Origin of the sequence: Sphaerisporangium flaviroseum (assembly GCF_039537005.1) — a bacterium.
GTDB lineage: Bacteria > Actinomycetota > Actinomycetes > Streptosporangiales > Streptosporangiaceae > Sphaerisporangium > Sphaerisporangium flaviroseum.
Genome location: NZ_BAAAZR010000008.1, coordinates 644,736 through 658,686 on the forward strand (window position 1 = coordinate 644,736; position 13,951 = coordinate 658,686).

The window sequence follows — 13,951 nt, forward strand, 5'->3', positions numbered from 1 at the left end:
GACCCAGAGCAGATGCTGGTCATCGGGGAAGTCCACACAGGGCTGCTGCAGAACTCCGGAGAGATCTCGGAGTCGACGTGCCGCGAGGTCCTCGCGCTGCTTGCGGGCGAGAGGGTGCGCGTCTCCCGGCGTCCGATCATCTACGCGCTGTCGCCCGACCGGCTCACCGGAGTCGACTGCCGGCTTCCCTCCGCCTCCCGGTCGCGGATCAGGGGGGTGGGCACGGTGCTGTCCCGGTGCTCGATCACGGGCGGGCGCGTCGTCCAGGGCTCGTCGTACGTCCGCATCGTGCGGGGCGCCGCCGATCGGCGGCTCGCCTGGTCCCACTACCTCGCGCGCCCGGGCGTGGTCGAGGTGCTGGGGAAGGTGAAGGCGCGGGACATCGCCGACGGGCTGACCGACGACCGCTCGACGGGCGGGCTCGACCTCGGGGCCATCAGCGGCCGGTTCGTCGATCTGGTCCAGTCGTCGTCGCTCCTCGACCGCCGAGCGCCCTTCAGGATTCCGAGGACCCGGCTCCGCTGGGCGGCCGAGAGCGGAGAGCCGTCGATCCGCTTCATCCTGGACACCGACCAGGTACGCACGCTGCGCCTGGTCCACGAGGGGGAGTTCACCCCGGCCGTGGCGGATCTCTGCGAGGATCTGGCGCTGCACGACTGGCTGCTGACCACACTCCTGGTGATCATCGAGCGGGCTCGCATCGGAAGCACGTCCGGACCGGACGCCGCGGCCAAGCTGTCGCCGGCGATCGATCACCTCCTGCACCTCTGGATGCCGGCGGCACGCGTCGAGGACGCGCTGACGCCCTTCTGGGAGAGCCTCGACCGCCGTCCTGGTTTCACTCGCCAGTGGCAGTCCCTGGTCGACCGGGTCCGTGACCAGGTCGCCGTGAACACCCTGAGCCTTCTTCGCGTAACCGCTGAAGCTGGACGGAGCGCGCAATGAGCGACAAAGTAAGCAAGCTATCCCCCGCGTACCTCCCGAAGATCGTCCGTAAGGTCCTGATCACCGTGCTGATCGGTGGCATGAGCTATCTCGTGACGAACTCGTTGATCCACGGCGAGAACGAGGAGCTGTGGAGCCTGCTGCTCGCGACCTTCATCAGCGGCGTCCTGTTCGTGGTGCAGTTCCTGGTCGACGTGGACACCCAGCTTGAGGCCGTACGGCAGGAGCAACGGACGCAGCACGCCAGCACCCACGTGCTCGTGGCCGACGGCTTTTCCAAGATCAACGAAGCGAGCAAGCTGTTCGGCCTGATGGAGGCCTCGGCGCTGCAGACCGACGTGGTGACCCAGTTCGTGCGCAACGCCACCAAGGTCGGCGAGGACCAGCCCGAGCTGGTGAAGAACCTGGTACACCACGAGATCTCCCGGATGTCGAAGTTCCTCAAGGAGCTCGGCGACGGCGGGCACACCATCTACGAGGGAGAGGACCGCGACTGGCTCCTCGCGCTCGCGGCCAACACGCGCGTCAGTCTCGACGCGATCAGCCTGAGCAGCGTCGACGCGCGGGACACCGAGTTCGACGGCGGCTTCTGGATGACCGACCTCGGCCAGCGTTACGTCAAGGCCCAGCGGGATCTCGTCCAGCGTGGAGTGCGGGCCCGCCGCATCTTCCTGGTGGAGCGTTCCGAGTCGCTGGACTCGGAGGTCTTCCGGCGCATCTGGAAATGGCAGACGGAGGTCGGCATCGAGGTGCGCATCCTGCCCTACAGCGATGCCCCCGTGACCCTGCGCGGCTCGCTGTCCGACTTCATCCTCTTCGACGGCGTCATCTACTACGAGTCGAACCCGTCGCCGCAGCGAGGCGACGGCATCGCCCCGATGATCCTCAGCACGGTGTTGGTGCGGGAGCCCGAGAAGGTGCGGGAGAAGGTCGACCGGTTCAAGGAGCTATGGGAAGCGGCGTCCCCTCCGGCGTAGGCGCGACGAACTCCCGGTCGGGCCGGCAGATGGCGAGCAGCTTCTGTGCGCTCTCGTCGGCGGTGCCGTTGAGGAGCGCCGCGGTCAGCTCGGCGGTGACGGGGGCGAGCGTGATGCCGAGACCGCTGTGGCCGGTGGCCGCGAGGATCCGGTGGTGCTCGTCGACGTACCCGATGATCGGCATGTGGTCGGTGCTGCCAGGGCGCAGGCCCGCCCAGGCCCGCTCGATGGGCCAGGTGGCGGCCTCCGGCATCAGCGCGGCGACCCCGCGGAAGATCTCCTCCTGCGCGCGGCCGGTCACCGTCGTCTCGGCGACGTCGGGCTCGTAGGTGACACCGACCGCCACCCTGCCGTCATGGCGCGGCACGAGATACGGGAAGCCCTCGAAGTCGCCGTCCCTGATCTCCGTGAAGACGTGGTGGCGCAGGGGATAGGTGGTCGCCCCGGGAGGCCGCACGTCGAACGCCTCGCCCTTGATGGGGAACAGGTGCCGCTGGTGGTCGGGCAGGAAGGCGCCGCTGTGGTGGCCGGCGGCCACGATCACGGTGCCGGCGGAGATGCGGGTGCCGTCGCGGAGCGCGAGCTCCGCTCCCTGGGGGCGTGACTCCACGGTCTGCGCCCGTGCGCGGGTCAGGACGCGGATGCGGGCGTGCCCGGCCGCCAGCGTCTTCACCAGGGCGGCCATGAGCTCTCTCGGATCGAGCGCCAGCTCGTCGGGGAGCAGGAACCCGCCGATGACCGCGTCGCTCAGCAGCGGCTCGAGTGCCTTGGCGTCGGCGGCGGTGAGGCGTTCGACGGCGAACGGGGAGTTCTTCCACCGCGGCAGGACCTGCGTCTCCAGCCGCTGCATCTCGACCTCGTCGAGCGCGACCTGGATGTCGCCGCCCTCCAGCACCGGCACCTCGGCACCGGAGATCGAGCCGAGCTCGGACAGCCAGCCGGGGTACATGTCGCGACTGCGTTTGATCACCGTGCTGAGTATCCCGAGACAGGACGGCTCGGTCTGGGTGAGGATGCCGCCCATCGCGGCGTCCGAGGCGCCCAGCCCCAGGCGGGAGCCGGCGTCCACCACGATGACGCTGCGGCCTTGCGAGCCGAGACTGTGCGCGATCGCGCACCCGATCACTCCACCACCGATGATCGCGACGTCGCAGGTCTCAGGCACGCAGGCTCCCAGGCATCGCCGTCTCCTCGCTTCGACAGTAAGCGACGACGGGTCGTTCAAGAAGGTCACAGACGCGTGGCCTCGGCCGAACTGTATCGCGCGGTAATGTTCTGAGCCGGGAAATAGCCCCAGTCGTGATCGCGCCTTCGCGTCTGGGATGTGTCCGTCGCCCACCCGTCCCGGCGCCTTCCGCGATCAGCGCGCGCCCACGAAGAACCGGGGCCTTCTGTCCCTCCAGGGCTGGGCCTCTTCGAGGCGGGCGGCGACGCGGAAGAGCAGGTCCTCACGGCCGTAGGGGGCCGCGATCCGCACTCCGATCGGCAGGCCGCTCTCGCTCTGGTGTCGGCCAGGCCGAGCGCGAACAATCCCGGAATATCGCGAAATCAGCGTGTTTTCTCCCGGTCAACCGCGAGGAGCCCTGATGCAGGACAGTTCGATGATCTGGAGGTCGTCAGGCGTTTCCAGCACCATTCCCACCATGTGGGCCACGGAGGCGGGGCTCATCTCCATGGCCGGGTCGTAGGGCCGGTTGAACTGCTCCCGGACCCGGCGCAGGCGCTCTGTCGCGGTGCCTCCGGGATAGACGGTGGTCACGCGGATCCCGTTGGGGTCCTCTTCCTCGCGGAGGGAGTCGGCCAGCTCTCGAAGCGCGACCTTGCTCGCCACGAAGGTGGACCAGCCGGCGACGGCACGCAGGCCGGGGGAGGCGTTGATGAACACGATGTGCCCGCGTTCCCGGCGAAGCGGCGGCAGGAGCAGGCGGGTCAACTCGGCCGCGGCGGCGACGTTGACCGTCAGCGTCTCGTGCCACAGGGAGTAGGGGGCGTCCTCCACGACGGCGACCTCGGAGATCGCCGCACAGTGGATCAGGACGCCGAGGGACCCGATGCCGGAGACGGCTTCCTCCAGCTCCTCCGGCCGGCGAAGATCTGCCGCGATCGGCCGGAGCCCCGGCAGCTCCTCCTGGAGCAGGCGCAGGCGGGAACGATCACGTCCGAGGGCGATCACCTCGTGACCACGCCCGGCCAGCAGCCTGACGATGGCCGATCCGATCTCTCCGGTGGCGCCGGTGACCAGAGTGGTGGGCATGACACTCCATAAGTCGGGACGCCAACACTAGCGATCTCCGATGGAGTAGGTCCGCCGACCGGGTGAGGCGGTCGTCGAACTCAGGTCCTGTGCCACCGCGGACGCCGCCCGCAGGCTCCTGGCCGGCCTTCTCACCTCGCCATCGGTGACCTAGCAGGTCGGCGGCGATGTCTGAGCGGAGCGGGCGGAATGGTGAACCCAGGACCTATGGGTCGAACGACATCTACCTGCTCAGAGCTTGACCAGCTTGGCGTACGGCGCGAGGATGCGCTCCTGCTGCGGGCCGAAGTCAACGAGCACGGCTATGTCGTCCTCGACACCGATGACCATGCCGAGGCCGTACTTGTCATGGGACACCCTGTCGTTCAGGGCGAACTGCTCCAGAGGCGGGGGAGGGACGGTCGGGACGTTGAAGGGACTACCAGGCAGAAAACGCCGGGTCGCGGTCCGGTGCGACTTCATTGTTACTAGTATGCGCCCACCGAGCCCATGAGCGCACGGTGCCTCGGCTTGTGACCTCCCGCGATTGCCAAGTTGAGACCCGATCGGAAGCTTCCACGGGAGCCGTACGGGCGTGCCCGGCCGGGAAGTACGATTGGCGGGTGACCGAAATGACCGAAACCGCGTCCGGCTGGCTGGCTCCTGAAGAGCTGGAGTCGGTACGGGGACGGATGCCGATCCTCTACGTGGACGTCGTGCCGGTGCGAGTGGACGACAAGGGCGTGGTGACCCACGTCGGCCTGCTGCTGCGCATCGGATCGGACGGGGTGGTCAGCCGGGCACTGGTCTCCGGGCGGGTGCTCTACCGGGAGCGTGTCCGCGACGCCCTCATGCGCCATCTGGAGAAGGATCTCGGCCCGGTGGCGCTGCCCCAGGTGCCCGTCACCCCGCAGCCGTTCACCATCGCGGAGTACTTCCCGGCGCCGGGCGTCACCCCGTACCACGATTCACGGCAGCACGCCGTGTCCCTGGCCTACGTCGTCCCGGTCGCGGGGGACTGCCGCCCCCGGCAGGACGCTCTCGACCTCATCTGGTTCACGCCGGAGGAGGCGGCCTCCCCGATGGTGCAGCAGGAGATGATCGGCGGACAGGGAGTCCTGCTGAAGCAGGCACTCGCCCACGTCGGCCGCCTGCCCTGATCGGGGCAGCACCTCGCCGGCACCGCCGGATCCACTGCCGGCGAAGAACGTTCCTCCGGAGCTGAGCACCCGCTTGCCCGTGGGGCAGGTCGCGTCCGCGGACTTGCGGAAGACCGAGTTGAAACCGCACTCCTTCCTGAAGAGGCCTTCAGGCTGCGTTCCAGCAGGGGCCACGGAAGTTCGAATACCGTACTCCCGTCCGAATGCGCACAGGTCGTGGGCCAAAGGGACGTGGTGACAGGGGGAGCGAGCAATGCGGGGAGATGGCACTTCGCACACGTTGGTGCGCGATGTCCGTGTCGAGGCTGATGGCCCTCCATGCGATGTGCGGGTGGTCGACGGGCGCGTGGCCTCGATCGCCGCGACCGGTGAACGCGCCGACGGCGCCCTGGTCGTGCATGGGGAAGGCGGGTCGCTCCTGCCGGGACTGGTGGACGCGCACGTGCACATGCTGCAGTGGGCCGGTGCCCGGCGCAGGATCTCCCTGGCCGGGGCGGACTCGGCCGTCGCCGCGGTGGACCGGCTGGTCACCGCTCTGGAGGGAATGCCTGGCCCGGCCCGCCCTGACGAGTTCCTCTTCGGCGCCCACTTCGGTGACGGTCTGTGGCCCGACAGGCCGCACAAGGACCTGCTCGAACGTGCCCTGCCCGGCCGGCCCGTCGCGTTGTTCAGCAACGATCTGCACACCTGCTGGCTGAGCCCGGCGGCGCTGGCGCTGATCGGGCGGGATCATCCGAGCGGGGTGTTCACCGAAAAGGAGTGCATGGAGATCACCGCCGCGCTGCCCTCCGCTTCAGCCGAGGTCCAGGACCGGTGGGTGCTCGAGGCGGCCGACGACGCGGCGGCCCGCGGGGTGACCGAGGTGGTCGACTTCGAATACGCCGACACCGTCGCGGACTGGTCCCGCCGCCTGCGCCTACGGACGCCGAGCGTGCGGGTCTCGTGCGTCATCGCCCGGTTCGCCCTCGACGGCGCGATCGAGCGCCGGCACCGCACCGGCGAGGTGATCCCCGGGTCGGAAGGACTGCTGAAGGTCGGTCCCTGCAAGCTCTTCGTGGACGGGTCGCTCAACACCCGCACGGCCTACTGCCATGATCCCTACCCGGGGCAGGGTTCGAGCGGGGAGCTGGTGTCGCCGCTGGACGAGCTCGTGCCGGTGATGCGACGGGCCGCCCGGCACGGCATACACCCCGCCCTGCACGCCATCGGCGACCGGGCCAACACCATCGCGCTGGACGCGTTCGCCATGGTCGGCTGTCCCGGGCGCATCGAGCACGCCCAGCTCGTACGTCATGAGGACCTGCCCCGCTTCGCCGAGCTGGGCGTACGGGCCGGAGTGCAGCCGGCGCACGCTCCCGATGACCGCGACGTCGCGGAGCGGTACTGGCCGGGCCGCACCGGGCGGGCGTACGCCTACGCCGCGATGCTGGCCGCCGGTGTGCGCCTGGAGTTCGGCTCCGACGCGCCGGTCTCGCCGCTGGACCCGTGGAACGGCATCGCCTCCGCGGTGGCGCGCACCGGCGACGACCGCCCGGCGTGGCACGCCGAGCAGGCGATCCCGCTGGACGCCGCCATGGCCGCGGCCAGCGGGGGCCGCACGCGCGTGCGCGTCGGTGACCAGGCGGACCTGGTCGTCACCGGCTGCGACCCCCGTGAGCTGCCCGCACGCGAGCTGCCGGGCATCCCGATCAGGGCGACCCTGCTCGCCGGGCGCCCTACGTTTCTGGCGGGCTGACCGTGGCGCGTCGCGTCCTCGGGATGCTCCAGTAGCCGAGGGCGCACACCTCGTCGCGGCGCAGACCGCGCTCCCGCAGCAGGTGCCTGCGCAGGCTCTGGATCACCAGCGACTCGCCGCCCGCCCAGACCTGGCCGCGGCCGGACGGCAGGTCAAGACCGCGTACGACCTCCTCCAGGGCGCGACCTTCCCCTGGCGGGCGCTCGCCGCGGTGGATCCAGTGCACCTCGGAGTGCGGCGCGTCCAGCGCCACGTGCTCGCCGGCGTCGCGCACCTCGGCCACCGCGATGGCACGGTGGCCGGCGGGAAGCCCTTCCAGGATGGCGGCCATGGAGGGGACCGCCGTCTCGTCCCCGATCAGCAGCGTCCATTCCGCGGTCGGATCGGTCACCCAGTGCACGCGGGTGCCGCCGAAGCCGACCTCGTCACCCGGCGCCGCGCCGCACGCCCACAGGGAGGCCGGTCCGTCGTCCCCGTGCATGAAGAAGTCCGTGGTCACAAGTCCTGAGGCGCGGTCGTAGCGGCGCACGGTGAGGTTCACCGTGTGCTGCCTGCCCGTCCCCTCGGGAAAGCGCCATCGCTTCAGCTCGGGCAGTACGGCCCTGGTGGCGCCCGGGGCCGGCCAGATGAGCGTTATCGTCTCCGCCGGCTCCTCGATGGGCAGCGGGCCGGCGTCCACGACCTGGAACACGACGCGTCGCATCAGCGGAGACAACCGCTCGCTGGAGACGACCCGCAGCGTCCCCACCGAGAGCGGGAAGGCCCGAACCGATGACCGCGGCGCGGGTCGCGCGAGCTTGGAGCTCCGCAGGGGGCGGCGCGCGACCACGCGGACGTTCCGGGTACCCGGCGCGTCGGCGGACGCGCCCGCGAACCGGGCGCCGTCATCGCCGGGAGCATGCGCCGGCCGGTCGCCGTCATCGCCGGGAGCGTGCGCCGGGCCCGTGATGGCGCCGGCCGGTCCGTACGCGTTCTCGATCCGTACGTCGTCCCGCGCCAGCAGGATCTCCAGCCCCTCGTCTTCGAGGACGCCGCACACCTGGTGGGGCGGATGGTCGTACATGGCCCCGCCGTTGGTCCACTGCAGGACGACCAGGCCGCCGGGGCTCGTGGCGCGTGCCATCGTCCGCACGGTGTCATGGGCCTGGCCGAGCCGGTGAAGCATCCAGGAGGAGTGCACGACCTCGTACCCGCCTTCGGGGAGCACCAGCGTGCGCGGGTCCTGGATCCGTGCGGAGACGGGCAGTCCCGCGCATCGCTCATTGGTCGCCTCGACCATCGACGGGGAGGCGTCGTACGCCGTCACGGTGAACTCGCACTCGGCCATGGCGAGGGCGACCTCTCCTGTTCCGCATCCGACGTCGGCGAGCCTGCCACCTGACCGCAGGTGCACGCCCGCCTGCATGAGGGCCTCCAACGCGCTGTCCAGCATCGCCTCGCTGTGGTCCTCACGGGACTCGGTACGCGACTGCGTCACCGGCACGCCCTTCTACCAGGCATGGCGGCCGGCGAGGAAAGCCGGTGCCGCCGCGGCGTCGACGCCGGCCGTCTCGAACACGCGCCCGGCGAGGAGGGAGTCGCGGATCTCGCCGGCACGGATGGCGGTGGTGGACAGAAGGGTGGAGGACAGGCCGTGGGTGTGCTCGGTTCCGCCCTGGAGGTAGACGCCGGCGGTGACGTTGGGGGCGAGTTCGACGCGGTGGTCGCGGCCGACGCGAACGGCGTCCTCCTCGTCGCGAAGGCAGAGCTTGGCCGCGTCGCCGAGAAGGGCGCCGATGTCGGGGGAGCGGTAGCCGGTGGCGTGGACGAGGAGGTCCGCGGTGAGCACTTCCCGCTCGCCGCTGGGCAGGAATTCCACGGTGACCTCCAGATGGTGGTCCAGCGCGCGCACGTCCCGGATCCGGGAGATGTTGAGGATGCGCAGGCGCTCGCGGCCCTGGACCTTCTCCCGGTACGTCGTCGCGTACAGGGACTGGATGAGGTCCAGGTCGACCACCGAGTAGTTGGTGCTCCGGTGGTACTCGAACAGGGCCTGCTTCACGCCGGGCGGGGAGTTGAAGTAGATGTCGACCGCTTCGGGGTCGAAGATGCGGTTGGCGAAGGGGCTGTCGTCGGCGGGGGTGTAGCCGTATTTGGCGAAGACCGCGCAGACCTCGGCTTCGGTGAAGGTGCGGTGCAGGTAGTCGACCGCCTCGGCCGCGCTCTGCCCGGCGCCGAGGACGAGGGCCCGGCGCACGGGGGTGCCGGCGGCGGCCAGTTCGGTGACGCGCGGCACCAGCTGGCTGTTGTGCCAGACCCGGTCGGACAGGACGGTGCCCGGCGGCAGATGCGGTTCGAGGCCGGTGGCGACGCAGATGTTGCGGGCCCGGCGCACGACGGTACGGCGCGGGTCGTCCGGATCACGGCTGGTCACGTCGAACCAGCGGATCTCACCGTCGTCTGCCGTCACCGGCTCGATGTCCACGACTTCGGCCGAGTACGTGACCAGGTGCCTGACCCGGGCGGCGGCCCATTCGAAGTAGTCGTGGAACTCGACGCGCAGGGGGAAGAGGGTCTTCTGGTTGAGGAAGTCCACCAGCCTGTTCCGCGCCTGCAGGTAGCACAGGAAGCTGAAGTCGCTCGCCGGGTCGCGCATGGTGACCAGGTCCTTGAGAAAGGGCACCTGCATCGTCGCGTCGTCGATGAGCATGCCCCGGTGCCAGCCGAAGTGCGGCTGCCGCTCCAGGAACGCGGCACGCAGCCGTTCCGAGGCGGGGCTCCGTGCGTTGTGCTCCTCGACGGCTATGGCCAGCGCCAGGTTCGACGGCCCGAAACCGATCCCGAGGACGTCGTAGGTGCTGTCCGGCCCACTGTGCAGCGTGTTCACCGCGGCATCGCCTCCCTTGATGGGGTCATGTTAGATAAGGTTAGCCTTACCTTGCAAGATTGCGCTCGACGAGAGGATTCACGTATGCGGGTCGTCATGCTCGGTTACCAGACCTGGGGCCACCGCACGCTGCGGGCCCTGCTGGACTCCGATCACAAGGTGGCCCTCGTCGTCACCCATCCCAAGAGCGACCACGCCTACGAGAAGATCTGGGACGACTCCGTCGCCGACCTCGCCGCGGAACACGGCGTCCCGGTGCTCCTGCGTCACCGGCCGGACGACCCGGAACTGCTGAACGCGCTGCGCGACGCGGCGCCGGACATCATCGTCGCCAACAACTGGCGGACCTGGCTGCCGTCGGAGCTCTTCGACCTGCCGCCGCACGGCACGCTCAACATCCATGACTCCCTGCTGCCGGCGTACGCGGGCTTCTCGCCGCTGATCTGGGCCCTCATCAACGGTGAGAAGGAGGTCGGCGTCACCGCGCACCGGATGAACGCCGAACTGGACGCGGGCGACATCGTGGTGCAACGGGCCGTGGAGGTGGGGCCGGACGACACCGCGACCGACCTGTTCCACAAGACGGTCGGCCTGATCGGCCCGATCGTGCACGAGGCGCTCGACCTCATCGCCTCCGGCCGGGCGCGCTGGATCCCGCAGGACCGCAGCAAGGCGAGCTTCTTCCACAAACGGTCCATAGAAGACAGCAGGATCGACTGGAACTGGCCGGCGGAGGATCTGGCGCGGCTGGTGCGCGCCCAGTCCGACCCCTATCCCAACGCGTTCACCTACCACCGCGGAGAGCGCGTCCGGATCCTGTCGGCAGGGGTGTCGCGGGCACGGTACGGGGGAACCCCGGGGCGGATCTTCATCCGTGAGGGGGACGGGGTCGTCATCGTCGCCGGCGCGGACGCGCGAAGCGGACGGCGGCACGGCCTGGTCGTCAAGCGGCTGCGCACCGAGGACGGCACGGAGCACGCCGCCGCCGACTACTTCCGGACCATGGGCGGATATCTCACCGCGCGGCCGTGAACACGGAGGGCCGTCAGCCCGCCGCCCCGGTCACCGCCTCGGCGCCGGAGGCGTCGTGGTGGCGGCCCATCGGGATGACCAGGGGAGTGCCGCTCACCGGGTCCGTGGTGACCTGGCAGCGCAGGTCGAAGATGTCCTCGACGGTCCGCGCGGTGATGACGTCCGGCGGGGAGCCTTCGGCGATGATGCGCCCCGACTTCATGGCGATGACGTGATCGGCGTACCTGCAGGCCTGGTTGAGATCGTGCAGGACCATCACGACCGTACGGTTCTCGCGCCGGTTGAGATCCGTGATCAGGTCCAGGACGTCGATCTGGTGCGCCAGGTCCAGGAACGTGGTGGGCTCGTCCAGCAGCAGCACCGGGGTGCCCTGGGCGACGGCCATGGCGATCCAGGCGCGCTGGCGCTGGCCGCCGGACAGCTCGTCGACGGCGCGATCGGCGAGGTCGGTCATGCCGGTGGCCGCGAGCGCGCCGTGGACGGCCGACTCGTCGGCCTTGGACCACTGCCGCCACCAGGTCTGGTGCGGTGAACGGCCGCGGTTGACCAGGTCGATGACGGTCAGTCCTTCCGGGGCGACCGGCGACTGCGGCAGGATGCCAAGGCGCTGGGCCAGCTCCCTGGTCGGTATGGAGTGCAGGGCACGGCCGTCGAGCTGGACGGCGCCCTGGCGCGGCGTGAGCAACCGGGCCAGGGCGCGAAGCAGCGTGGACTTGCCGCAGGCGTTGGCGCCGACGATGGCGGTGATGCGGCCCGGCGGGACGACGAGGTCGAGGTCCTGCACGACCAGCCGCTTGTCGTACGCCAGGTGCAGGCCGCTCGCCCTCAGGTCGGGGTCGGTGGTCGACATGGGTTCAGCCTCCTGAGCCCGCGCGGTTGGCGCGGATGAGCAGCCAGAGCAGGACGGGCGCGCCGAGCACGCCGGTGACGATCCCGACCGGCATCTCGGTGCCGGGGATCAGCTTGCGCGCGATGAGGTCGGAGGAGAGCACGACCAGCGCCCCGGTGAGCCCGGAGGCGACCGGGGGCGGCCAGGCGGTGCGGGTCAGCCGTTGCGCGATCTGCGGCGCGGCGAGCGCGACGAAGGCGATCGGCCCCGCCGCCGCCGTGCCGAAGGCGACCAGCCCGACGCCGGTGAGCAGCAGGGCGAGGCGGACCGGTTGCACGGGGGTGCCAAGGCCCGCGGCGACGTCGTCACCGAGCTGCAGGGTCCGTGTCAGCCGGCCCAGCATCAGCGCCGCCGGCACCAGCAGCGCCATGGCGGCGGCGAGCGGCGGCACCTGGTCCCAGGCGCGGCCGTTGAGGTTGCCCACCAGCCATCCGAGTGCGGCCTGCGCCTCGAAGCGCCCGCCCCTGGCAACCAGATAGTCGGTGGCACTGGTGCAGATCCACGCCAGCCCGATGCCGACCAGGATGATCCGGTAGCCGGTGGTGCCCCGCCTCCAGGCCAGGACGTAGACGAGCAGGGCCGTGGTCAGCGCGCCCAGCAGGCCGAGCGACTGGGTGCCGAGGCCGCCGCTCCAGCCGAAGACGATGCCGGCGACGACGGCGGTGCCGGCGCCTTCGGTGAGCCCGATCATGTCCGGGCTGGCCAGCGGGTTGCGGGTCATGGTCTGGAACAGGGCGCCGGAGATCCCGAAGGCGGTGCCGACCAGCAGCCCGACCACGGCGCGTGGCAGCCGTAGCTCCCGGACGACCAGCAGGGTGCCGGGGTCGCCGGAGCCGGCCAGCGCCTTCGTGACCTCGGCCAGGCCGATCGGGTAGTCGCCGACAGAGACGCCCCAGCAGAAGAGAAGGAAGGTGGCGACGGCGAGTGCCACGCACACCGCGACGAGCCGGATGCGAAGGATTCCCGAGACGGGCGGCACGGCCAGCCGGAAGGGCCGGCCGGAGCCGGTGAGGACCGTGCGGCCGGGGCCGGACGGCGTCTTCCGGGGGAGGGAAGGAGAGCGGACCATGCTCACACCTCCGCGAGCCGGCGCCGGCGCACCATGGCGATGAAGAACGGCCCGCCGATGAAGGCGACGAGGATCCCGGCCTGGATCTCGGACGGCCGGACCGCGACCCGCCCGATGATGTCCGCGCTGAGCAGCAGGCAGGGGGCGAGCATCGCCGACAGCGGCAGCAGCCAGCGGTGGTCGGGACCCAGCCTCGCCTGCTGGGCGAGGATGCGGGCGAGGTGCGGGACCACGAGCCCGATGAAGACGACCGGCCCGATGACCGTCACCGCCGCGCCGGTGAGCAGCGTGACCGCGGCCACGCCCTGGAGGCGTACGAGGCCGAGCCGCCGCCCCAGCGAGGCGGCGACGTCGTCGCCGAGGGCCAGGCTGTTGAGCGCGGGCGCGCAGACCAGCGCGAGCACCGCGCCGGCGCCGACGAAGGGCAGGATCTGGAGCACCACGTCGCCGGTCCCGTCGGCGAGCGAACCGGCCGCCCAGAAGCGGTAGCGGTTGAGCGCCTCCGGGTCGGTCAGCACGACGGCGCTGGTGAGCGAGGTCAGCAGCGATGTCACGGCGACTCCGGCGAGTGCGAGCTTGACCGGCGTCAGGCCGGAACGTCCCAGCCTGCCCAGGAGGAAGACCACGACGCTGGCGACGAGCGCGCCCGCGAACGCGAACCAGATGTACCCGAACAGGGTGCCGATGCCGAGCACCGCGACCGACAGCACGATGGCGAAGGCGGCGCCGGCGCTGACGCCCAGCAGGCCGGGGTCGGCCAGGGGGTTACGCGTGAGGGCCTGCATCAGCGCGCCGGACAGTCCGAGCGCGGCCCCGGCGGTGAGCCCCAGCGCGGTGCGCGGCACGCGCACCGACCAGACGACGTTCTCGACGAGCCGGCTGGGTGAGCGCCCGAGCAACGCCTGCACGACCTGGTCGAGGGGGATGCTCCGCGCGCCGAGCGCGATCGACAGCAGGCAGAGCACGACCAGGGCGGCGCAGAGGACCGCCACGAGAAAGGCGGGGCGAAACGCCTCGCTCCGGGTCACCGAGCTGTCTCCACGTT

At 70.7% G+C, this 13,951-nt stretch carries 13 protein-coding genes; 5 read left to right on the forward strand and 8 right to left on the reverse strand.

Going from position 1 to position 13,951, the window contains the following annotated elements; translation table 11 throughout:
- Positions 1-12: 12 nt before the first annotated feature.
- Both ABD810_RS19125 and ABD810_RS19130 read left to right on the forward strand, forming a co-directional pair.
- A complete protein-coding gene (locus ABD810_RS19125; protein WP_344941632.1) occupies positions 13-945 on the forward strand; it encodes an SCO2521 family protein in 933 nt (310 codons plus the stop codon).
- Positions 942-1,922, forward strand: coding sequence for a hypothetical protein (locus ABD810_RS19130; protein ID WP_344941635.1), 981 nt, complete (start codon positions 942-944; stop codon positions 1,920-1,922). Before ABD810_RS19125 ends, ABD810_RS19130 begins: the two co-directional genes overlap by 4 nt.
- On the opposite strand, the gene ABD810_RS19135 is transcribed toward ABD810_RS19130, so the two are convergent.
- The 3 genes from ABD810_RS19135 to ABD810_RS19145 all read right to left on the reverse strand — a co-directional run bounded on the left by ABD810_RS19135 (position 1,885) and on the right by ABD810_RS19145 (position 4,638).
- On the reverse strand, positions 1,885-3,087 hold the full coding sequence (locus ABD810_RS19135; protein WP_344941638.1) for an NAD(P)/FAD-dependent oxidoreductase: 1,203 nt from the start codon (positions 3,085-3,087) through the stop codon (positions 1,885-1,887). The genes ABD810_RS19130 and ABD810_RS19135 overlap by 38 nt on opposite strands.
- 402 nt (positions 3,088-3,489) lie before the next feature.
- A complete protein-coding gene (locus ABD810_RS19140; RefSeq protein WP_344941641.1) occupies positions 3,490-4,176 on the reverse strand; it encodes an SDR family oxidoreductase in 687 nt (228 codons plus the stop codon).
- Positions 4,177-4,407: 231 nt separating this feature from the next.
- Positions 4,408-4,638, reverse strand: coding sequence for a hypothetical protein (locus ABD810_RS19145; protein ID WP_344941643.1), 231 nt, complete (start codon positions 4,636-4,638; stop codon positions 4,408-4,410).
- Between the two features lie 149 nt (positions 4,639-4,787).
- On the opposite strand from ABD810_RS19145, the gene ABD810_RS19150 reads away from it, so the two are divergent.
- Together ABD810_RS19150 and ABD810_RS19155 are read left to right on the forward strand one after the other, a co-directional pair.
- Positions 4,788-5,315 carry an NUDIX hydrolase family protein gene (locus tag ABD810_RS19150; RefSeq protein ID WP_425566916.1) on the forward strand — a complete coding sequence of 176 codons (528 nt, stop codon included), beginning with the start codon at positions 4,788-4,790 and terminating at the stop codon, positions 5,313-5,315.
- 331 nt (positions 5,316-5,646) lie between these two features.
- Positions 5,647-7,050 carry an amidohydrolase gene (locus ABD810_RS19155; protein WP_344941649.1) on the forward strand — a complete coding sequence of 468 codons (1,404 nt, stop codon included), beginning with the start codon at positions 5,647-5,649 and terminating at the stop codon, positions 7,048-7,050.
- Here ABD810_RS19155 and ABD810_RS19160 read toward each other — a convergent pair.
- Entirely contained in the window at positions 7,031-8,527 is a 1,497-nt protein-coding gene (locus ABD810_RS19160; protein WP_344941652.1) for an SIP domain-containing protein, read from the reverse strand. The two genes, ABD810_RS19155 and ABD810_RS19160, sit on opposite strands and share 20 nt — an antisense overlap.
- 12 nt (positions 8,528-8,539) lie before the next feature.
- On the reverse strand, positions 8,540-9,916 hold the full coding sequence (locus ABD810_RS19165) for a lysine N(6)-hydroxylase/L-ornithine N(5)-oxygenase family protein (protein ID WP_344941655.1): 1,377 nt from the start codon (positions 9,914-9,916) through the stop codon (positions 8,540-8,542).
- An 84-nt stretch (positions 9,917-10,000) separates the two neighbouring features.
- Between ABD810_RS19165 and ABD810_RS19170 the strand changes: the two genes are divergently transcribed.
- On the forward strand, positions 10,001-10,948 hold the full coding sequence (locus tag ABD810_RS19170; RefSeq protein WP_344941658.1) for a methionyl-tRNA formyltransferase: 948 nt from the start codon (positions 10,001-10,003) through the stop codon (positions 10,946-10,948).
- A 13-nt stretch (positions 10,949-10,961) separates the two neighbouring features.
- Here the strand turns inward: ABD810_RS19170 and ABD810_RS19175 are convergent, their stop codons facing one another.
- From ABD810_RS19175 to ABD810_RS19185, 3 genes are read right to left on the reverse strand one after another with little or no spacing between them, the layout of a single operon-like run.
- On the reverse strand, positions 10,962-11,798 hold the full coding sequence (locus tag ABD810_RS19175) for an ABC transporter ATP-binding protein (RefSeq protein ID WP_344941661.1): 837 nt from the start codon (positions 11,796-11,798) through the stop codon (positions 10,962-10,964).
- A gap of 4 nt (positions 11,799-11,802) precedes the next feature.
- Positions 11,803-12,906, reverse strand: a complete 1,104-nt coding sequence (locus ABD810_RS19180) for a FecCD family ABC transporter permease (protein ID WP_344941664.1) — start codon at positions 12,904-12,906, stop codon at positions 11,803-11,805.
- A gap of 2 nt (positions 12,907-12,908) precedes the next feature.
- Positions 12,909-13,934, reverse strand: a complete 1,026-nt coding sequence (locus tag ABD810_RS19185; protein WP_344941667.1) for a FecCD family ABC transporter permease — start codon at positions 13,932-13,934, stop codon at positions 12,909-12,911.
- Positions 13,935-13,951: the final 17 nt, after the last annotated feature.